Annotated in this window: 20 protein-coding genes; 16 read left to right on the forward strand and 4 right to left on the reverse strand. The window is 53.4% G+C overall.

All coding sequences use genetic code 11. From position 1 onward, the window contains the following. Positions 1-4: 4 nt before the first annotated feature. Positions 5-577 (reverse strand): glycerol-3-phosphate 1-O-acyltransferase PlsY, encoded by a 573-nt coding sequence (gene plsY / locus BJL95_RS04440; protein WP_071155806.1) that lies wholly within the window; start codon positions 575-577, stop codon positions 5-7. 89 nt (positions 578-666) lie between these two features. On the opposite strand from plsY, the gene folB reads away from it, so the two are divergent. Together folB and folK are read left to right on the forward strand one after the other, a co-directional pair. Continuing rightward, positions 667-1,020, forward strand: coding sequence for a dihydroneopterin aldolase (gene folB / locus BJL95_RS04445; RefSeq protein WP_064031714.1), 354 nt, complete (start codon positions 667-669; stop codon positions 1,018-1,020). 3 nt (positions 1,021-1,023) lie between these two features. Then, a complete protein-coding gene (gene folK, locus BJL95_RS04450) occupies positions 1,024-1,515 on the forward strand; it encodes a 2-amino-4-hydroxy-6-hydroxymethyldihydropteridine diphosphokinase (RefSeq protein WP_064031715.1) in 492 nt (163 codons plus the stop codon). Positions 1,516-1,517: 2 nt separating this feature from the next. On the opposite strand, the gene BJL95_RS04455 is transcribed toward folK, so the two are convergent. Next, positions 1,518-2,243, reverse strand: a complete 726-nt coding sequence (locus BJL95_RS04455; protein ID WP_071155809.1) for a pteridine reductase — start codon at positions 2,241-2,243, stop codon at positions 1,518-1,520. 8 nt (positions 2,244-2,251) lie between these two features. Continuing rightward, on the reverse strand, positions 2,252-2,539 hold the full coding sequence (locus tag BJL95_RS04460) for a hypothetical protein (RefSeq protein WP_064031717.1): 288 nt from the start codon (positions 2,537-2,539) through the stop codon (positions 2,252-2,254). A gap of 178 nt (positions 2,540-2,717) precedes the next feature. Here BJL95_RS04460 and BJL95_RS04465 point away from each other — a divergent pair, with 178 nt between their 5' ends. Then, positions 2,718-3,131, forward strand: a complete 414-nt coding sequence (locus BJL95_RS04465) for a hypothetical protein (protein WP_071155811.1) — start codon at positions 2,718-2,720, stop codon at positions 3,129-3,131. 59 nt (positions 3,132-3,190) lie between these two features. Here BJL95_RS04465 and BJL95_RS04470 read toward each other — a convergent pair whose 3' ends face one another. After that, on the reverse strand, positions 3,191-3,535 hold the full coding sequence (locus tag BJL95_RS04470) for a DUF2782 domain-containing protein (RefSeq protein WP_071155813.1): 345 nt from the start codon (positions 3,533-3,535) through the stop codon (positions 3,191-3,193). A 479-nt stretch (positions 3,536-4,014) separates the two neighbouring features. On the opposite strand from BJL95_RS04470, the gene BJL95_RS04475 reads away from it, so the two are divergent. From BJL95_RS04475 to BJL95_RS25995, 13 genes are all read left to right on the forward strand, one after another. After that, positions 4,015-5,133, forward strand: coding sequence for a calcium-binding protein (locus BJL95_RS04475; RefSeq protein ID WP_071155815.1), 1,119 nt, complete (start codon positions 4,015-4,017; stop codon positions 5,131-5,133). Between the two features lie 137 nt (positions 5,134-5,270). Then, positions 5,271-7,940: a glycosyltransferase family 2 protein gene (locus BJL95_RS04480; RefSeq protein WP_071155817.1), complete on the forward strand. Its 2,670-nt coding sequence runs from the start codon at positions 5,271-5,273 to the stop codon at positions 7,938-7,940. Between the two features lie 10 nt (positions 7,941-7,950). Next, complete coding sequence (locus BJL95_RS04485; RefSeq protein ID WP_071155819.1) at positions 7,951-10,260, forward strand: glycosyltransferase; 2,310 nt, start codon at positions 7,951-7,953, stop codon at positions 10,258-10,260. A gap of 18 nt (positions 10,261-10,278) precedes the next feature. Next, positions 10,279-11,499, forward strand: a complete 1,221-nt coding sequence (locus BJL95_RS04490) for a glycosyltransferase (RefSeq protein WP_071155821.1) — start codon at positions 10,279-10,281, stop codon at positions 11,497-11,499. A gap of 203 nt (positions 11,500-11,702) precedes the next feature. Then, entirely contained in the window at positions 11,703-12,461 is a 759-nt protein-coding gene (locus BJL95_RS04495) for a phytanoyl-CoA dioxygenase family protein (protein WP_168032843.1), read from the forward strand. 37 nt (positions 12,462-12,498) lie between these two features. Continuing rightward, positions 12,499-14,358, forward strand: coding sequence for a DUF563 domain-containing protein (locus BJL95_RS04500; protein ID WP_071155823.1), 1,860 nt, complete (start codon positions 12,499-12,501; stop codon positions 14,356-14,358). A gap of 60 nt (positions 14,359-14,418) precedes the next feature. Beyond that, positions 14,419-15,345: a sulfotransferase gene (locus BJL95_RS04505; protein WP_083385639.1), complete on the forward strand. Its 927-nt coding sequence runs from the start codon at positions 14,419-14,421 to the stop codon at positions 15,343-15,345. Positions 15,346-15,402: 57 nt separating this feature from the next. Then, the gene (locus tag BJL95_RS04510) at positions 15,403-16,770 is read left to right on the forward strand and encodes a glycosyltransferase family 4 protein (RefSeq protein WP_071155827.1); all 1,368 of its coding nucleotides are present in this window, start codon (positions 15,403-15,405) and stop codon (positions 16,768-16,770) included. A gap of 36 nt (positions 16,771-16,806) precedes the next feature. After that, a complete protein-coding gene (locus BJL95_RS04515; RefSeq protein ID WP_071155829.1) occupies positions 16,807-17,556 on the forward strand; it encodes an SAM-dependent methyltransferase in 750 nt (249 codons plus the stop codon). Between the two features lie 21 nt (positions 17,557-17,577). Next, positions 17,578-18,252, forward strand: a complete 675-nt coding sequence (locus tag BJL95_RS04520; protein ID WP_071155849.1) for an acetyltransferase — start codon at positions 17,578-17,580, stop codon at positions 18,250-18,252. After that, complete coding sequence (locus BJL95_RS04525) at positions 18,249-19,181, forward strand: hypothetical protein (protein ID WP_217631662.1); 933 nt, start codon at positions 18,249-18,251, stop codon at positions 19,179-19,181. The genes BJL95_RS04520 and BJL95_RS04525 overlap by 4 nt, the downstream gene beginning before the upstream one ends. Beyond that, positions 19,178-20,155 (forward strand): GNAT family N-acetyltransferase, encoded by a 978-nt coding sequence (locus BJL95_RS04530; protein WP_071155833.1) that lies wholly within the window; start codon positions 19,178-19,180, stop codon positions 20,153-20,155. The genes BJL95_RS04525 and BJL95_RS04530 overlap by 4 nt, the downstream gene beginning before the upstream one ends. Next, positions 20,145-20,264, forward strand: a 120-nt coding sequence (locus BJL95_RS25995) for a WxcM-like domain-containing protein (RefSeq protein WP_175463646.1), incomplete at its 3' end; no start/stop codon positions are given. The genes BJL95_RS04530 and BJL95_RS25995, both read left to right, overlap by 11 nt.

Consider the following 20,264-nt stretch of genomic DNA (forward strand, 5'->3'; position numbering starts at 1 on the left):
GCGATCAGAATTCCCGACCCGCCAGCAAACGCTGAATATTGCTGCGATGCCGCCAAAGCAACACAGCGGAAATCAGCGCGAAAGTGGCGATCAAGTATACGTCGCCAACGATCAACCAGACGTAGAATGGTGTCAATATGGCGGCGACCAGCGCCGACAACGACGAAATCTTACCGATTTTATAAACCAACAACCAAGTACCTGAAACCGCCAACCCCAATAACCACGCAACACCCAAGGTCACGCCCAGCGACGTGGCCACCCCTTTTCCACCCTTGAATCCGAAAAAGACCGGATACAAGTGACCGAGAAACGCCGCGAACACCACAGCCGACAGCACCATCGTATCTACGCCGAGCGCCTTGGCGATCAGCACCGGAATCAAGCCTTTTAAGGCGTCGCCGGCCAACGTAATCGCCGCGGCCTTCTTACCGCCTATCCGCATCACATTGGTCGCACCGGGATTGCCTGATCCGTTCTCCCTCGGGTCCGCCAGCCCCATCAATTTGCAAACTATAATCGCGCTGGACACCGAACCGGTTAGATAAGCAAAAGGCACCAGCAACCATTCCATCATTCAAACAACCTCGTTTCGATACTTGTATAGGCCGGCCGGATACTCGATACTGGCCGCTTTGAAGAAAATATCATAACCGGAAAGCAACGATGGACATCATCTTTTTAGGCGGTCTTGAGATCGATACATTGATCGGCATTTACGAATGGGAGCGAAAAATCAAGCAAAAAGTGGTGCTCGATATCGAGATGGGCTTCGACATCCGCCCCGCCGCCGCCAGCGACGATATCGCCCATGCCCTGGACTATAAAACCGTTTCCGACCGGGTTGTCGCCTTCGTCGAAGACAGCGAGTTCTTTCTGGTGGAAACTCTGATCGAAGAAATCGCCAAACTACTGCGCAGCGAATTCCCCATTCCCTGGGTACGCATTACTCTTAACAAAAAAGGCGCGATCAGCCGAGCCCGCGACGTCGGCATCGTAATAGAACGAGGCCAGAGATAGACCATGCCGACCGGATACATTAGCATCGGCAGCAACATCGACAAGGAAGTCCACATCCCGTCCAGCTTAAGGGCGCTGCAAGCCCAGTTTGGCGATCTGACGGTCTCGAGCATTTACGAATCGGAACCGGTCGGCTTCAGCGGCGATAGCTTTTACAATCTGGTCGCCAGCTTCGACTCCGACCTTCCGGCTAAAGCGGTGGCAAAACTGCTCCGCCAAATCGAACTGGATCACGGCCGCAGCCGCGACAGCCAAAAGTTCTCGGCCCGAACCTTGGATCTGGATTTGATTTTGTACGGCAGCGACATAATTAGCGACGGCCGCCTGCGAATTCCCCGAGACGAAATCGAACGCTACGCCTTCGTGCTGGAGCCACTGGCGGAAATCGCGCCTAACGAAACCCACCCGGTCTGCGGCCGCCGTTTCGGCGAACTGTGGGACGCTTTCGACAAGACGCTAGCCAGCCAAACCAAACTAGGCCCGGCGGAATACTAAACTCAACGATTCAAACCGCGACCGCCGTCCACGGCCAGAACCTGACCGGTCACGTAGTCCGCGGTCAGCAAATACCGGACCGCCCCGGCAATATCGTCCGGGTCGCCACGCCGACCTAACGCCACCCGCTGAAGAATTTCGGCTTGGGCCGCTTCGGATCCGGCTTGTTCCGGCCACAAAATCGCCCCTGGCGCGACCGCGTTCACCCTGACCTCCGGTGCCAACTCCTTGGCCAGACAGCGCGTCATCGCTACCAGACCTGCTTTGGCGATACTGTAAACCGAATAGCCCGGCAAACCCGTTTCGGCATGTATATCGGCAATATTGACGATGCTGCCGCGCCGGCGCCTCAAACCCGCCGCCAGCGACTGGCACAAAAAATACGGCGCTTTCAGGTTAGCCGCCATCAAATCGTCCCAATCGCTTTCCGCGACCCTTCCGAACGGCGTCGGTAAAAACGCCGAAGCATTGTTCACCAACGCATCGACACCGCCCAAATCGGCGACAAACTCGATCAGTTTGCCGCGCTGATCCGCCTCCGCCAAATCGGCCTTTACGGTGAAGGCCGAATCGGGTCGAACTTCGTTAAACGCCCCGGCGAGATCCAACGCGGCGACTTCCGACCGATGATAATGCAGCACGACATTCCAACCAACTTCGTGCAAGGAACTGGCGCAAGCAGCACCGATGCGGCGGGCCGCGCCGGTGATTAAGACGGTTTTCGGCACCGAAACAGTTATTTATCGACCGCGGACAAACTGGCGATCAGCTTGCCGCGAATCAAATAGCAGACTGCCAACGAACACAGTACCGGCAATTGGGTGAGCAGGAATTCGACCACCGAATGCTTAGGCACCATGCCGGCCAAAGGCACGACAATCAGCATTTTGGATAGCCACCACGTCAGCCAATAACCGATCAAACCGATAACCGGCCAGTTCAACAAAGGACCGCCGTGATTTTTCGCGGTCATGTAAAACCAAATCAACGTCAAAATGCCGCACAACTTCGCCAAAAACAACATACCCCCTCCCCTTACTATTGTTATAAATTCGCAAATCAACCGACTCGCGCCCAATGTAATCAAAAGCACCCGGGACTTCAATGCCAAGCCCACCGGCGCTATAGGCCCGAATTTCAATCTTCCGGGCTTCGGACTTATAATCTGGACACTTTGACAATAAGAACATGAGGAAACACCCATGCGCATCCCTAAGCTACTCACCATTCTAATGCTGACCGGCATCGCTCAGCAGGCTTGGTCGCAATCCACTGAAAGCCACGGCGGGCACGGTGGCGGCTCGGCCGGCGGCGGCGGAGACAACTGCATCAAGGCAAAAATCACTCGTTACCACCCCGAACATTTGGCAACGGTCGCGCCTGGCGCGGAATTCTCGTTCGCGGTATCGGGCAGCAACGGCCCGGGCCACATCCATGTCAGCATTCGGCAACAACCGGTCGACGTCGAAATCGAGGACAAAGACACCTTCTATTGGATAAAAGGTCATCTTCCCGTAGATCTGAAAAATGCGGCGGTCCGTATTTCGGTCACCGCCAAGGCCAAGGCCGGCAAATGCGATGCGGAAGGCGGCTGGCTGCTAAAAGTGAGCGAATAACACCGCGTTCAGCGATTGTCGATGGCGGCCGCCCTACTCGCCATCGACCACCCCGGACGTCAATCCCATTCGAATAAGATCCACTGGTTGACATTGGTGTTCTTATCCAAATCGTTTTTCTTCACGTCCATTTCCCCGTCGCCGTTGGTATCCAGCATGTAGTAGGACGGCCCGACATCGGGTTGCACCTTAACCATGACCAATTTGCCGTTACGGCGATACTCGTGAATGATGTCCCGGCCCTTGCGGGTGATCGTAATATCCGGTGCCATTTCCTCACCCGACTGAATCGGCATCGGCAAATCGGGTGGCTCCGGTACTGGCGCCAATTCTTCCGGCGCTGGTTCGGCCAGAACGAGTCCGGACGCAGACAAAAAAAGGATCAAGCGAAATAACTGGCGCATTGGGGCCTCTGAAATTTTCGGTGAGTAGCCATGATAAACCATTTCGCCGTGCCGTATCGCGGAGCGCCTTGATCGAAGAAATCATCGACACGCCGGCGTCGTGCGACGCGCCAATCACCTAATCGCGGCCAAGTGGGCGGGCAACTAATCTCCACTCCCAAACCGCGGGCTCTATCAAAACCACCGCTTCCAACACTGATCGAACGACTCCGCCCCACCCTGAGATCGGCTTTACCGCTAACGCCAATCCAAATTCGTCTAGCCATATACGACACCAAATTTGCGATGGCCGTTAAAAAAATTGGGCGTCGCCTTGCAAAAAAAAAAAGCGAATCTATACTCCCTGCACAGTTGTTTCGCTAGGAATGTTACACGGCGCACTCTCGGAACCACGGCTCATACAGGCCGTTAACGGTGACAACGCTTTAACGCACTCCATGCGACAGCCTAATTATTAAGAAAATATAAGGGGCTAACGAATGTCTTCAAATTACGATAACGACCAGAGCACCAGTGCATTGACCGAATTGCAAGATTCCGGTCTTGTCGACGGAGCGTTTTTATCCGCGCTGGACAGAGAGCGTGGCGACACCTTGAGTGTCATTGTCGATCCGGAAACCAGTCTGGTAGACCAAATTCCATCCGGCTCGGACGTGGTCTGGATTCAAGGCGGCGGCGACTTCAGCTTGGACGGCTTGAGCCGCTCGGTGATTCGAGACATCAACGCGCTGGTTTTCTCGACCCAAACCAACGTCACCCTTGACCTGTCCAGCCTGTTCAGAGGCTCGGTGATATTCGGCGCGGGCGACGACTTCCTGACGTATTCCGGCCGCATTGCTCAAAACGTTCAAGGCGGCGACGGTAACGACTCCGTCATTGGCGGCACCGGCAACGACACCGTTAAAGGCGGCGCCGGCGAGGACAGCGTCGTCAGCGGCAAAGGCAAGGACATCATCGACGCCGGCGACGGCGACGATACCGTCGATAGCGGCACCGGTAACGACAGCATCCTCTGCGGCGCCGGAAACGACAGTATCACCGCCGGCACCGGCAACGATACCATCGTCACGGGCCTTGGCGACGACACCGTCGTCGCGGGCACCGGTAAAGACAGCATACTCGGCAGCTCCGGCAACGATTATCTGGATGGCGGCAGCGGCAACGACAAAATTACCGGCGGCGGCGGCAACGACGTATTGATCGGCGGCGACGGCAACGACAGCATCACCAGCGGCACCGGCAACGATACGATCTTTGGCGGCGCCGGCAAAGACACGATCACGGTCGGAGACGGCAGCGATATCGTCGACGCAGGTACCGGCAACGATAAAATCGTCGTCCAATCCAGCGAAATCAACGACGACTCGACCACGATTACCATCGACGGCGGCGCCGGTAGAGACGTACTCGATTTGTTCGGCGTACACATCACCAGCGGCTCGGTCGACACCGCGGCCAATACCGCTACCGTGGTTCTGGCCGATGGCACGACCTTGGACATCAGCAATGTCGAGCGCTTTATTGGTAATTTCGATAGCGATGCGCACGCCGAAAATATCAGTCTGACCGGCCTGGGAAATTTCTTGGATAGCCTGTAATGACGCTTCCGACTAATTAAAACCCCATTGAAAGGTGCCGAACATTCGGCACCTTTTTTTTGCCTGACGAATTTTTTGCCGATATTGGCGCAGGTCGGGTTGCGTCGGCCTTGCCCCCAACAAAGTCCCGGCCTGTTTTGACGAGATTAACCCCACTGCCCCTGCTTTCCGCCGAAGCGATAGGCCTCGATGACCGCGACCGAACCGTCGGCGGCGAACCGTCGCATACCCTCGATTTTGTCGATACCGCCGCCCGATTGTTACGCCGCGATCATCCCTATTACGCGTGGCGACTGATCGACAGAGTAACGCGCGTCTATCAACTTAAGTCGGTCGATTTGACGCTTTTGCAAGCCAAGGCGCTCGAGCACTGCCGACAACCCAATGCCGCGGTGGAATTATTGTTCAACGCGAGAAGACGGTTTCCGGATAACGACACGTTGATCGCATATTTGCTGGAACTGCTGGAAGCGCATCCCCAGCCGCCCAACCCCGCTTCGCGGCAGCTGGCCTGGGCGGCCTTGGCCAGACACGATCAACCGGTGGATGTATTACGGGCGGCGCGGATTCTGACCCGATTCGGGGATGCACCGATCGGCGCTTGCCGCTTCGACGGCGAAACCCTCAGCGGTTGGCTGTTGAACGCCGAGCGGCAACCGCCGCTCAGCGTGGTTCTCGACGGCATCGATTACACGCTGAAACCGTTTCTGGCGACCCCACTGTTAAACCGGAACGGCTTGGGCGGCGAGCGCGACGGATTTTCCTTTAAACTCCCCTATCGCCCCCGGCACATCCGGGTCCATTTGGCGAATAAAGATCTGGCCGGGTCGCCGCTGGTTTTCAGCGGCGCGTCCGATGTCGCGTCCAGCGGCGATGCCGCTTTGACAATAGCAAAGCAAGACGGCGCCGTAGATGTGATCGTACCGGTCTATAAAGGTTACGCGGAAACCAAGGCTTGTCTGAAGTCGGTTTTAACCGCCGCCAATCGCACCGCCTACCGCTTGATTGTCGTCGACGACGCAAGCCCCGATCCTTTGTTGGCATCTTATTTGCGCAAACTGGCGGACCAAGGCCGTATCACACTAGTAAAACAAGCCGTCAACGCCGGCTTCGTCCAATCCGTCGATCGCGGCCTACGGCTCGGCCCGCATCGCGATGCGATACTACTCAACGCCGACACCGTGGTACACGGCGATTGGCTGGACCGCTTGCGCGACGCCGCATATCTGGCCAACGATATCGGCACTGTCACGCCATTCAGCAACAACGGCGAACTGGTCAGCTACCCGACGCCGATGCGCGCTTGGGCCTTGCCCAAGCCGGCGGTCTTGCAACGTTTGGATCGTCTCTGCGCCGAACTGCCCGCCGACAGCATTGTGGATATTCCGGTTGGCGTCGGTTTTTGTTTATACATCAAACGCCAATGTTTGACCGAGGCCGGCGGATTCGATAGCCGCATGATCGAACGCGGTTACGGGGAAGACACCGAGTTTTGCCTACGCGCCGAACGGCGGGGTTGGCGTAACGTTTGCACGCCGCGAGTGTTCGTCGGTCACTCCGGTAGCGTGTCTTTCGGGACTGAAAAAGCCGATCTGGCGGCCAAGAATGTCGCCAAGATCTACGCCAGATACCCGGACCATTCGGATCAATACGACCGCTTCCTATCGGAAGATCCGTTGCGGCCGATACGGCTAGCCTTGCAGCGGCAATTTTTATCGATGCTGCTCGGCAAACGCGCGGAATTGGCGCTATTGCCCACCACCCAGCCCGGCGATTTGCGAGGAGAATGGTTGGCGCAAGGCCTAAGCCAAACCGCCACGTTTACCCTGCAGGCGTCGCGCGCGGCGGACGGCGCACTGTCCCTCTCCTTGCAAAGCACTCGAACCGAAACGCCGCTGTCGTTGCACTACCGCTGGCCGGATGACGAGCAGCCACTGTGGCAAGACCTGTCCCGGCTGAACCTCGCCCGCATCGATATTTACGATTTGGCCGATTGGCCTTTTCAAATAGGGCCGGGGCTGATCGAACTCGCTATTCCCTACCGGATCTTTTTAAGCGATTATGCCGCGTATTGTCCCCGCATCACGCTGACTCGACCGAACGCGGCGTTTTGCGGCGATCCTCCGAATATCACCGCTTGCGTCGAATGTATCGATCGTTACGGCAGCCGACTGCCCGACCTGAATAGTCCAGCGGATTTGCGCCAGGGTTCGCGGCAATTGCTGGCAAACGCCAGCGGCGTTTATTTGGCGTCGAGGGACGGGTTAAACCGTTTTCGGCGGCGTTTTCCGGAAGTTCGGTTTCGCTACCGAGCCCCAAACTGGGCAAGCGATCGCGACGCCGCCGAAAACACCCCTCCGTTACCTCGGGACCGGCACCTGCGCATCGCCGTCATACAGGCCGCGCCCGGTGGCGACGATTTCGAAGCGCTTTTGAAGATGTCCCGATTGCTGGCGGCTCGGCGGCTGAATGCGGAATTGATCGTATTCGGCGAAAGCGTGAATGACGGCGCGCTACTGGCAACCGGCCGGGCGTGGGCGGTCGGCGCGCTCGCTTACCAGGAAATTCCGAGGATGCTCGCGCTGCATCGATGCTCGTTAATACTCGACGCCAGCCGCTGGCCGCAAATCGAACCCATAGCGTGGCGGCTGGCAAAAACCTGCGGTCTGCCGATCGCCGCGCCCGCCATCGGGACTTATGCCGATTTACTGGACCCAACGGCTGGCGACATACCGTTGGCTCCCGACGCGACGGTCGAAAATTGGCTGAACGCCATACTCTCCGCCCATCCAGCTATTTCTCCATGAACGACCCGACATGAGTTTCCAAGGCGAATTAACCGATTTCAGCGACGGCTATTTGTCGGGCTGGGTCTGCGACGCCACGCGGTTACAGGAACGCGTCGTCGTCGAAATCCATGGCGACGACTATCCGTTGGCGCTAATCCACGCTCATTTTTGGCTGCCGCAATCGCAGACCATCGGGGATGGTTGCTACGGCTTTCGCGTCGCATTACCGGTCTCGAAATTGCGCGGCATTAGTCGCTTACGCGCCAAAGTCGCCAATAGCGAATTCTGGCTGAACGGCACTATTTATCTGAACCGAACCCAAACTCGACCGACCTCGACACTGCTCGGCAGCGTCGCTAATACACGAGGATTGAAACTCACCGGCTGGGCCTGGAATTCCGCCAGACCGGATCAAGCGGTACGCCTGAGTGTTTTCGTGGACGATAAATTGATCGGGGAAATCCACGCCGACCGGCGGCGCACGGATTTGATCGAGATGGGTTTAGGCAACGGCCGGCACGGTTTTAGTTACACCTTGCCGTTTGCCTATGCCGACGGCGACAGCCACGAAGTCCGGGTATTGAGCGAACAAGGCCAAAACCTGCCTGGCAGCCCACTCACGGTGGCCACGGCCCCGCTATTGCTGGAGCAACTCGTCGAGGCGGACCGCGTGTTGTTGCCTGATCAACGGCGCCTGCTCGCGAAACAGTTCTTAAAATACCGAGATTATTTGCCGATGTCGGTGGATTTTTCGGCGTATCCGGATTGGGCCGCATGCTATCCGCCTGAAGCGATCCAGACTCCGCTCGACTGCCAACAAGACTTATTGATCGTGGTGTTCGGCGACGGTGATTTGCAAAAAACCTTGGATAGCTTGGCTTCGCAAAGCTGGCAGGGTTTCGAGGTATTGGCACAGGGCCAAGGCAACTTCGCCGATTCCCGCCTGACCGTGGTCGATAGCCGAGCGTGGCCCGAAGCCATCAGACATAAATTAAGCCAACACGACGGCTTGTTGAGCTTTATCGAGGCGGGCGACACTTTGCCGGAATCGGCGCTAGCCCAAATCGGCAGCACGTTCGCCGATCCGGCGGTTCGGATAGCCTACAGCGATTGCCTGCTGCATCGTCAGCCGCCGACCATCGAACCCTGGTTCAAGCCGGACTGGGACCTGAATTTGTTCCTGAGCCAAGACCTACTTCAGCATCTATTCGCGGTGCGAAGCGGGCTACTGCCGCAGGACTCGGTGTGGCTGGAACACCCTGAGTGCTGGCCGTGGCTGGCCGTCCGCGCGCTTCCCGAACGGGAGCGAACCGCGTCGGCGATCAAACACCTGCCGGAAGTGTTATACCACCGTCATCAAGCCAGTCTCTCCCCAGCATTGGACGAGGCGGTCGCCGAGTGCCTGCCCGCAATCGCGCCAGGCAGCCGCATCGAAACCCGGATCGCCGACAACGCGTTCAGAGTAATGCGCTGGCGGCAACCGGAAATCTGGCCGACGGTCAGCCTAATCATTCCGACGCGAGATCATCGAATCCTGCTGGAAAAATGTATCGAGAGCTTAAAGAAAACCGACTACCCCTATCTGGAAATCATCGTCGTCGACAACGACTCGCAAGACAAAGCAACCCTCAAGTATTTATCCCAACTTAAAAAAGCCGGCATTCGCATCATTCCCTACCCACATCGCTTCAATTACTCAGCGATTAATAACCATGCGGTTACCCTAGCAACAGGCGAAATAATCGGCTTAATCAACGACGATATCGAGGCGATCCATGCTGACTGGTTAAAAAACATGGTTACCCAGTTGCTAAGGCCGGACATCGGCGCGGTCGGCGCAAAGTTGTTATGGCCCAACGGCATGGTCCAACATGGCGGCGTTTTGCTGGGATTACACGGTTTAGCCGGCCATATCGGCAACTTGTGGGACGAATCCGATTTGGGATATTTCGGCTATAATCAGTTAATCCGCGAAGTTAGCGCGGTTACCGCCGCCTGTTTAATCTGCCGAAAATCGGATTATTTGGCATTGGGCGGCCTGGATGCCCAGGCGTTTCCTGTAGCGTTCAATGACGTGGATTTTTGTTTGCGGCTTGGAGACTCGGGCAAAAAAATCGTCTGGACGCCTGAAGCCAGATTATGGCATGCGGAATCGGCCAGTCGAGGACGGGACGATACGCCGGAAAAACGCGCCCGACTGGAGAAGGAAAAATCGGCATTGCGCGGACGCTGGGCGAACCGACTGTTTTTCGACCCCTACTATAATAACAATCTTAACTTGGACCGCTATTCGCATGATGGCTTGGCATTTCCACCTCGAACTCGCCGGCATCGCTAGCCCCAACTGTCCTTTCCTATGAAAATCCTATTTATTCATCAAAATTTTCCAGCCCAATTCCTGCAAATCGCCACGCATTTAGCCAAGGACACAAAAAATCAAGTCATGGCGATACGGCAAGCGCCGAATGTCGAAATCGCCAACATCAGTACTATCGCATACACTCCGTCTCGCAGTAGCAACCCGGATATTCACCCGCTGATGAGCGAATGGGAAGCCAAAATTCTGCGAGCGGAAGCCACCGCCAAGGCCGCCGATCTGCTAAAAAGCCAAGGATTCCAACCCGATGTCGTGATGGTGCATCCCGGCTGGGGCGAGGCGCTGTTATTACGCGACATATGGCCGGACGCAAAATACCTGGGCTATTTAGAATATTTTTACGCGGCGACCGGCCAGGACTTTAATTTCGATTCCGAATTCAAAACCGACGATGTCGAAAAGCTCGCTAAGTTGCGCTTGAAAAATACCGTCAATCTGCACGCGCTGCACGACATCGATGCCGGGATTTCTCCGACCCATTGGCAGCGGAGCACCTACCCCGCTTGGGCTCAATCCAAAATCGACGTGATTCATGAGGGTATCGACACGAACTACTTTAGCCCAGATGCCACTCGAACCCTGACGATTCCAAACAAGGGCATAACGCTTGGCGGACAAGACGAGATCATCACGTTTGTCGCCCGCTATCTTGAGCCCACGCGCGGATTTCATGTCTTTATGCGTGCCCTCCCGGAACTATTGAAGCGTCGACCCGACGCGCACGTCATCATCATAGGTAGTGAAACCGGCGGCTACGGTCCCGGTCCCCACGGCCACGACTCCTGGCTGGCCATGCTGATGCGGGAAGTCGGTTCCCACTTGGACCCGAACCGGGTTCACATCCTCGGCCGCCTCGCCAAGGCGGATTACCGTAACGTTTTACAACTCTCGAAAGTACATGCGTACTTAACCTATCCGTTTTTATTGTCGTGGTCGCTGCTGGAAGTCATGGCGACGGGCCCCATCATCGTTGCCTCCGATACCGCACCGGTAAGAGAACTGATTCAGGATGGCAAAAACGGCTTGTTGTTCGATTTCTTTGATCAAGAGGGCTTGGTCAACCGAGTGGTCGAAGCGTTAAGCCTACCCAAACGAAAAGCCAACTCGCTTTCCAAAGCCGCCAGAAAAACTATAGTGACTCAGTATGATCTTGAGCAATGTTTGCACAAGTGGACCACCAAAATCATGGCGTCAATTTAAAAGCGCTTGAATCTATCGTGGATTATCGCACCACCAACTCAACTCTAGAGCGGACTTAAACTTGGAAGCAAGCACAACCGTTTGTTTCCGAAGAACTTGAATCCCCATTAATCGAGGACAATATAATGAGAGCCGAAGCAGAAAAACTCAATTTGGCCGTTCACGGCGTATACGAACGCCATAAAAACGAGACCGATATCGAAATGCACTTGGAAGAAGTCTCTAGAAACGGCTTCTCGGTAATAAAATCCGCTCTAACGGTAGAAGAAGTCGATTATACCCGGCAAAAGCTGGACGAAATCTATCAGCAGCAAGTCGACGAATTCGGGCTAGACAATCTGATTGCTCTAAAAGATCGGTATATCGTGCGCTCCATGCTGGCCTACGACGATTTTTTTCTGCATAAAATTGCCTGTAATGAAAAAATCTTACCGGTGATTAAAAAGGCGCTAGGCAACAATATTAGCCTTTCCTCCCAAGTCGGTATATTAAACCCACCCGACGATACTCTTTATCAAACTGCTTGGCATCGCGAACTGCAATATCAACACTTTACGATTTCTCGTCCGATTGCGTTGCAATCGCTATTCTGTATCGATCCATTTAACGCGACGACCGGCGGCACGTTTTTCCTGCCCGGCTCCCATCTCCATGAGCCTTTTCCTTCGGACGAGTACGCTAAAAAGCATGAAATTCAAATCATAGCGGACCCAGGCGATGCCGTAATATTCGACGCGCTCGCTTACCACCGCGCCGGGGTTAACGTATCGCCTAATGTTAGAAGAGCCATTAACAATCTCTACACCCTGCCCATTATTCAACAGCAAATTAATTTCTCGCGGATGATGAACGGCCGCTTCAAAGACGACCCTTTTCTCGCGGGCTTATTAGGCTACCGCTGGGAAACCGCCGACTCGGTTCTTGCTTGGCGACAAAGTCATTTAAACAATAAAAAAGCCTAACTCAAGAATTAGTATTCGATAAACCCCATCCAATACCATGTATAAAAATTTTTTTGACATAAGCGCATACACCGATGAAGAGTTAGCGGTCATTGAGAAATTATTGGTATTCGATAAAAAAGCTTATTTAGAGAAGTTCCCCGATGTCGCCAATACGAAAACCGATCCTCTGATCCACTTTCTTACCCAAGGCATGTACGAAGGCCGTTTCCCTTGGTCGATAAATACTCAAACAGCTCAAGAACAGCAAGCGCGATTACTGTCGTCGCAAACGAGCCTTCGGGACATTTTGGGCTTTGACGAGGAATTCTACAAAAAGCAATACCCCGATGTAACGCAAAACCATTTCCGACACTTCATATTGAACGGCATCCGCGAAAATCGTTTGCCGTTCAATTTCAACGACAACGTGGATAGCGAAACCCTCACTTGGAATATCTTGTCGAGGTTCAATATTGCATGCGACAACTCGCTCGACCGGCAACTGCGTTTCGAGGTTAAAAACGGCCCCGCGCTATTGCAAGCCCTGTTCGACGAAGCCAGTAAAAAAGGCCTTGTACCGAAAACCTATCGCAACAATTATTGGTTGGCTCTAGCAATTGCCTTCTCCGCCTGCGGATATTTTGGAGCATCCGCGCTTTGCTATAACTATTTTTTCAACTATTTCTTACCCATGCCGCACCTGAATAACTGGCGCGAAGGTGTATACGTCGTTGGAAAAATACACAAAATAGTTCAATTTGCTCAAAATCGCCGCTGGTTTGTTAAAAAGCTTTCCGCGGCATCCAGCATTTCGGTCCCAGACCCGCATTTTCTGAATCGGCCTAACACCATTGGCGAAGTTGAAATTCACCCGCTACCGACACCGTATTACGGTATATTGGAAAACGTGGTGCTAATTGGCGGTAGCGCCATGATCATCGCGAATAGCCACGATTTACTTTACGACCATCTTGACGATACTACCGACAACACTTCCGAAATCAAATGTCATTACATACTTCATGCCGTCAATAATGTTTGCGCGGTAAAATATACTTACACGGACTTGTATGTACCCGAAGCGTTTTCGCTCATGCACGATCATGGTCACAATTACTTCCATTGGATAATTGAGGTTCTACCTCGATACTTATTAGCCAGAAAGAATGGACTCGCTTGTAATGCTACTTTTTTAATCGATGAAAAAATTGGCAAACTTCAGGAAGCCGTCATCCGTCTAATTTTAGGAAACGACGCCATAGTCATCAAGGTTGCGCGCAATGCCTCGGTGAAGGTTGGAAAACTCCATTGGGTATCGGACCTATCGATCAATACGGTTCGCACCCTGCAGCTACCTAAAAAAAGTGACATTTTAATTTCGCCCACAGCCGTCGAGTTATTAAAGGAACTCGCGGCCGATCATGCCATGCAAGGCATTGCTAAATATGAGCGGATATTAATTACTCGCACTAACGTCGAATTTCGCCGTTTAGTGAACCGCGAACTCTGCCGTGAAATGCTTATCCGCGAGGGTTTTTGGGATTTCGACCCTGGCCGCGCTTCGTTCGAAGAACAAATCCGCGTATTTTCTAATGCTAAAATTATTGTCTCGGAAGCAGGGGCCGCTCAAGCGAATCTGGTATTTTGCCGCCCTGGAACGATAGTCGTGGTCTTGGTGAATGGTTACAAGAACAGCAACTATTTCTATCTTGCCGAAATGGCCCAAATAGCGAAATTAAAACTGGTCTTCTTTGAATGCTTTAGACTGGACGGCTCCCACGAATTAGGCGTGCATGACGACATGATCGTGAATATCAGCGATCTAAGAAACCATATAAATAATTTAACCAACTCCGCAAGCTCGACTGAAAGACGTGAAAAACGTCAACCCAAGCAGCCGACAATACTGAGTTGATCGCATTAATTCCGATCTATCATTTACCGGCTTTACAACTAATTCCATTTAAACTACCAAATGAAACGTGTTTTTATTGGCGGCATGGGTCGCTCGGGCACTACCATTACACTAAATGCGATGTATCGACATGGCGCCCTCTATGCCGTACCGATTGAAACCAAATTTCTAGTCGAAAACGACGGTTTTTACGACCTAATACAGGCGATTACCGATGATTTTTCGACCGCGGGCACGCCCATGGCTGTTAAACGCTTTGAACATTTGATGCGTAATCTAGTAACTGGCGTCGAACCCTCGGAGAGTTTTACCGCTCAAGCAAGGTTTTCATCGGATATTTTCGAGCACTACGAAGGAGCCGTCGATTGTTTGCTGGAAATGGTGTTATGCCGAAACTTTTATCCGCAAAGAGAACCGGTACTCAACGCGATGCGGCATTTTATTGCCTATACTTTCGACTATGCCACCACCATTTCCGATAAGGCTGGCTGGGTGGAAAAAACGCCGGCAAACTTTTGGCGATTGGAGTTTCTGCGAGAGCTTTATCCGGATTGTTATTTTGTCCACCTGATTCGAGACCCGCGCATGATTATGTGGAGCCTGATGGAAAAGGGCTGGATATCCACCGAAGTTTCCAGAGCTGCGATACGCTTCGAGAACATGATTGCCGCGCTAGTGCTTAAACGGAGAGAGTTGCTTAAATCCCCCCGATTTATCGAGGTCAGACTGGAAGATTTAGCGAACCCGGAAACGCTCGGCGGCACGCTGAATCAATTGGCGAATCAGCTGGATCTTGAACCGTTTCCCTCTCCGGCAATCGCATCGGTCGCCGAAACCATTTCAACCTACGAAAAATCTCGGGATGCGCGCGGTCATAGCATTAGTTACTCGAAAGACGAGGCACTGACGATTAATCAACTACTCATGCCGTGGATTTTAGAATTGGGATACTCTCCGGTATTCCCGGCGAGTTTGATTTCCGGATAATATATCCACCCATCCGCGACAATAACTTTCCAATTTTCAGAACAGCAGGAATGATCAATGGTTGAGGATATTCAACAGTTTATCCGGTCACAGCAGGCGGCAATAATAAAAAACGATCTCGAACAGTTTCTGCAATCGATGACCCAGTTTTTCATCGAACTAGGAAGCTCTCAACCAATGCAAGGCCTACACTTGGTCTCTTCGAAATTCGACCAAATGTGTCAAGATGTCGGCCGCTTGTCAGCTTTCGAGCTGCTAGCCAAAGCCGAGGAACTACCCAACAAGCCTCATCATATAATATTGGTTACCGAACTGTACTGCCTAGGCGGGCATCTGGAAATAGTTCGCGATATTATACGGACAAGCCAACTGCCAATATTACTAGTTGCCAGTAATATTAATAACCGCAAGAAGCCCGTGATGGCGACTATCTTGGACGAGTCCAATCTAATTGGGTTCATTAATGCCGACAACCAAAGTTTTCTGGATAAATTGCGCACGGTGCAGACCACGCTAGCCAACCCTCACACCAATTCCGTTTACATGCTTACTCACGGTTACGACGCGCTAGCCACGGCGGCAATCGCTTCGGATACCGATAAAACAGTGCTTTTTATGCACCACTGCGACCATTATCCAGCCTTAGGTTGTTACTTGGAGGGTGCGCACCATATCGATTTGCATAATGTCGGCTTTTTACGCTGCAGAAATGAATTCGACATTCTGCAAAACCGTTATTTATGCCTGAGTTCCGCGGGCTTTGCCTATCATCTAAACGCTCAAAGGAATTTTGCATCCCCCCGACTGAAAACTGCTTCTTGCGGCGGATTGCATAAACTCAAAAACCTACCTTATCATCTCGATTACCTGGAAGTCATTCTGCATGTATTGTTAAACCACGACGCCATTCATTTTCATATCGGCCATTTGAACGACGAGTATTTACAGAATATTTACAATACACTGAGTCGGAATGGGTTAGCCGATTCAAGATTTATTTACTTAGGCCCCGCGCCGAATCTACCGGAGATATTGACTCAACTGGAAGTCGATATTTATCTCCCAACATTACCGTTGTCGGGCGGCAAGGCGATTATCGACGCGATGGCGGCGGGAATTCCGATAGTGGCTCACCAAAATGCGCGCGACCGGCTATGGGGCAGCACCGACTTAATTTATCCGGGGGCACCCACCTGGGATTCTCTGGACAAATTGGACGACATCATTCAACGCATGGACGAATCTTTCTGGCGGGATCAGTCTCGGCAGAGCCGAGCGTATTTCGAACGCTACCATAGCGAAAGCCTATTCGTTTCGCAATTGGCGCAAGGCGGCGCACCGATGGGCAGCCCGGATATTCCATCATTAAATCCCTACCGTCCGGAAATAGCCTATAGCTTGCTTTATTCGGGATTCCGGCAATGATTTTCCCGGCGGTTTGCTTTATTTTTCAGGATAGCCATGTCGGACAATAATCTGTTTGAAAACTTGAATTTCGATAAATTCCGCGAATTGGCGAAATCCGACCAATTAAGCCGACACGAGAAAGTCGGCTTTCCGGACAGTTACCGCGAAGGCAAGGAACCGCTGATTTTTTCCGACGTATGCAACAAGCTGCTCAATCTGCGGCAGCGCGGCAAAACAGTATTGGAGATCGGTCCGGGCTGCAGTCAACTGCCAGTGCTTCTGGAAAAACTGTGCGCGGACCAAGACCATCGGCTATTGCTGGCCGATAGCCAGGAAATGCTGGATTTGCTGCCGGATGCTCCAAATACGGTTAAATACCCCGGCTGCTATCCGAATTTACCGGCTTTATTTACGCAATATACCGGGCGCATCGATGTCATCATCTGTTATAGCGTCATCCAATATATTTTCCTCGAAGGCAATTTGTGGAATTTTGTTGACCTATCCTTATCGCTATTATCGGAAGGCGGAGAAATACTGTTAGGCGATATTCCCAATTCAACCATGCGCAAGCGTTTTTTCTCGAGCAGTGCCGGTATCGCTTGCCATAAAGCCTATGTCGGAAAGGACGAAACGCCCACGGTGACGTTCAATACTTTGGATCCCGGCGCGATGGACGATTCGGTGGTTCTGGCAATACTAGCGCGAGTTCGAGCCCAAGGTTTTCACGGCTGGGTGATACCTCAGGCGGCGGATTTACCCATGGCCAATCGCCGCGAAGACATTTTGATCAAAAGACCTTAATTTGCCGAGATGAATACCGCCATGAAACAACGAAAACTGATTATTGTCGGCGCATCCGGATTCGCCGACATCGCCCAAGAATATTTCGAAGCCGATAGCCCATATAACGTGGTCGGCTTTGCGGTGGAAAGCGCCTTTTTAACGGGAGACACCAAGAACGGTTTGCCACTGGTGCCGTTCGAATCCATGACTGAGCATTTTTCGCCAGCCGATCACGATGTATTCGTGGCGGTCACCTATACCCAGCTAAACCGTCTGCGCGCTCGTCTGACGCAGCAAGCAAAAGCCAACGGATATCGATTGGCGTCTTACATCAGTACTCGCGCGTTCGTTTGGCCCAATGCCCGGATCGGCGAGCATTGTTTTATTTTCGAAGACAATACCGTGCAACCTTTTGTCAGCATCGGTAACGACGTTATTTTATGGAGCGGCAACCATATCGGCCATCATTCCTCGCTCGGCGATCATTGTTTTATCTCCTCTCACGTCGTCATCTCCGGTTTCTGCCACATTGGTGAAAACAGCTTTTTAGGCGTGAACTCCACGCTCGCGAACAATTTGACGATAGGCAAGGACAACTGGATCGGGCCGGGTATCGTGCTAACGCAAAACACCGAAGACGGCGCTTTGTACGGAGCGGAGATGCCTTCTCCGTCACGCGTCAGCTCGCTACGTTTTTTCAAGGTTAAAGCATGACGATGCACTGGCGAAAACTCGGCATCGTTTATGCGCCTCCCGGCGACCAGGATTGGGCCAGCAGCCATGCGATGGTACCAACCCCGTTGCAAATATCGCCCGAGGTGATCCGGGTTTTCGTGACTTTTTGCGACGCCAACGGTTTGGGTAGACCGGGTTTCGTCGATGTGGATGCCAACGATCCCACCCGAGTATTGCGAGTCTCCGAACGTCCGCTACTAGACCTCGGCGCCCCAGGAAGCTTCGATGAGAACGGTTTGCTGACGTGCTCGGTGCTACCGATGGGTGGCCGACGCCTGTTTCTGTATTACGCCGGTTTCGAATTGGGTACCAAAATCCGCTACCGCCTGTTAACCGGGCTGGCCATCAGCGACGACGGCGGCGAAACTTTCCATCGCCATTCCAGCGTTCCGGTGTTGGAGCGCTCCGACCAAGAGCGGCATATTCGGGGTGGCCCCTGGGCCTTGCTCGATCAAGGCGTCGTCCGGTTGTGGTACGTGGCGGGTAGCGACTGGATAGAATTGAACGGCAAAAGCATGCCGGTTTACGATTTGCGTTATGTCGAATCCAAGGACGGCGTGCATTTCCCCAGCCACGGCCAGGTGCAGCTTCGTGTCGAGGAAGCCGACGAGCACGGCTTCGGCCGTCCCTGCGTGATCGGAAAACCGGGCGGCGGATTTCGGCTATTTTACTCGGTGCGCCGACGGTCTTTCGCCGCCTACCGATTAGGTTATGCGGAGTCGGCGGACGGGATACATTGGCGGCGCATGGATGCGCATCTGAACCTGGACGTTTCGCCCGGCGAATTCGATTCGGATGCGATTATGTACGCGGCGCCTATCCAGATTGGCGAGCAGCTCTACGTGTTTTATAACGGCAACCACTTTGGACGCGATGGCTTTGCCTGCGCGCGGCTGGAGCGGGAATGACGTTACAAGTGCGTGCTTACGGCGAAGCGGACGCCGAGGATTGGGATAGCTTTTGCGACGATTCGCTGCAATCCACGCTACTGCATACCCGGCGGTTTTTATCCTATCACGGTAGTCGTTTCGTCGACCAATCGCTGATCATCTACGACGAACACGGCTGGCTGGGCCTGTTGCCGGCCGCGTTGCAACCGGACGACGAAGCTTGCGTGGTCAGCCATCCCGGCGCGACTTACGGGGGCATCGTGCAGCAGGGCCAACTACGTGGGGAGCGGATGATAGAAGCCCTGCGGACCTGTTGCCGGTATTATCGAAGCCAAGGCAGACAACGTCTGTTGTACAAGGCGGTACCGGCCTTTTATCACCGCCAACCGGCGCAAGACGATCTATACGCGCTGTTCCGACTCAACGCGCGCCGCTACCGCTGCGATCTCTCGAGCTCGATTGACCTGACGACGCCGCGCGGGCGAATCAGCGAACGGCGGCGGCGCAGTTTGAATAAAGCGCGGAAAAACCAGATAGGCCTATCCGGTGACATGGCCCTACTGGGCGAATTTTGGCAGGTATTAACCGAGAATTTGGCGCGAAAACATGGCACCGGGCCGGTTCATAGCTTGAGCGAAATCACGATGCTCGCCGAGCGTTTTCCCGATCAAATTCAAATCGTTTGCGGCACCCACCAAGACCAAGTCGTCGCCGGCGTTTTATTGTTTATCACCGCGACCTGTATTCATACTCAATATATCGCCGCGAATGACATCGGCTATCAATTTTCCGCACTGGACGCGGTGTTCGACTTCTGCATTACCAAGGCCGTCAGCGACGGAAAGCGTTGGCTCGACTTTGGTATCTGCAACGAGCAGGCCGGCAAAGTGCTGAATGAGGGACTTTATAAATTCAAAACGGAATTTGGCGGAGGAGGAACCGTACATGAGTTCTTCGAGATCCCATTAACCGGAGAAGAAAATGTCGATTAACGATTGCAAAATCATCGAATTACCCCGCATCCCGGATGCCCGCGGCAACTTGACCTTTATCGAGGCGGGGCGCCATGTTCCGTTCGAGATCAAGCGCACCTATTACCTA

It is taken from the genome of Methylomonas sp. LWB (genome assembly GCF_001856095.1).
GTDB classification, from domain to species: domain Bacteria; phylum Pseudomonadota; class Gammaproteobacteria; order Methylococcales; family Methylomonadaceae; genus Methylomonas; species Methylomonas koyamae_A.

Excerpts from the sequence above, each read along its gene's own strand:
- BJL95_RS04530 (WP_071155833.1), top strand. The coding sequence starts at position 19,178 with ATGACGTTACAAGTGCGTGCTTACGGCGAAGCGGACGCCGAGGATTGG.
- BJL95_RS04525 (WP_217631662.1), top strand. The coding sequence starts at position 18,249 with ATGACGATGCACTGGCGAAAACTCGGCATCGTTTATGCGCCTCCCGGC.
- BJL95_RS04515 (WP_071155829.1), top strand. The coding sequence starts at position 16,807 with ATGTCGGACAATAATCTGTTTGAAAACTTGAATTTCGATAAATTCCGC.
- BJL95_RS04490 (WP_071155821.1), top strand. The coding sequence starts at position 10,279 with ATGAAAATCCTATTTATTCATCAAAATTTTCCAGCCCAATTCCTGCAA.
- BJL95_RS04465 (WP_071155811.1), top strand. The coding sequence starts at position 2,718 with ATGCGCATCCCTAAGCTACTCACCATTCTAATGCTGACCGGCATCGCT.
- BJL95_RS04510 (WP_071155827.1), top strand. The coding sequence starts at position 15,403 with ATGGTTGAGGATATTCAACAGTTTATCCGGTCACAGCAGGCGGCAATA.
- folK (WP_064031715.1), top strand. The coding sequence starts at position 1,024 with ATGCCGACCGGATACATTAGCATCGGCAGCAACATCGACAAGGAAGTC.
- BJL95_RS04520 (WP_071155849.1), top strand. The coding sequence starts at position 17,578 with ATGAAACAACGAAAACTGATTATTGTCGGCGCATCCGGATTCGCCGAC.
- BJL95_RS04470 (WP_071155813.1), bottom strand. The coding sequence starts at position 3,535 with ATGCGCCAGTTATTTCGCTTGATCCTTTTTTTGTCTGCGTCCGGACTC.
- BJL95_RS04475 (WP_071155815.1), top strand. The coding sequence starts at position 4,015 with ATGTCTTCAAATTACGATAACGACCAGAGCACCAGTGCATTGACCGAA.
- BJL95_RS04500 (WP_071155823.1), top strand. The coding sequence starts at position 12,499 with ATGTATAAAAATTTTTTTGACATAAGCGCATACACCGATGAAGAGTTA.
- BJL95_RS04460 (WP_064031717.1), bottom strand. The coding sequence starts at position 2,539 with ATGTTGTTTTTGGCGAAGTTGTGCGGCATTTTGACGTTGATTTGGTTT.
- plsY (WP_071155806.1), bottom strand. The coding sequence starts at position 577 with ATGATGGAATGGTTGCTGGTGCCTTTTGCTTATCTAACCGGTTCGGTG.
- BJL95_RS04495 (WP_168032843.1), top strand. The coding sequence starts at position 11,703 with ATGCACTTGGAAGAAGTCTCTAGAAACGGCTTCTCGGTAATAAAATCC.
- BJL95_RS04505 (WP_083385639.1), top strand. The coding sequence starts at position 14,419 with ATGAAACGTGTTTTTATTGGCGGCATGGGTCGCTCGGGCACTACCATT.
- folB (WP_064031714.1), top strand. The coding sequence starts at position 667 with ATGGACATCATCTTTTTAGGCGGTCTTGAGATCGATACATTGATCGGC.
- BJL95_RS04485 (WP_071155819.1), top strand. The coding sequence starts at position 7,951 with ATGAGTTTCCAAGGCGAATTAACCGATTTCAGCGACGGCTATTTGTCG.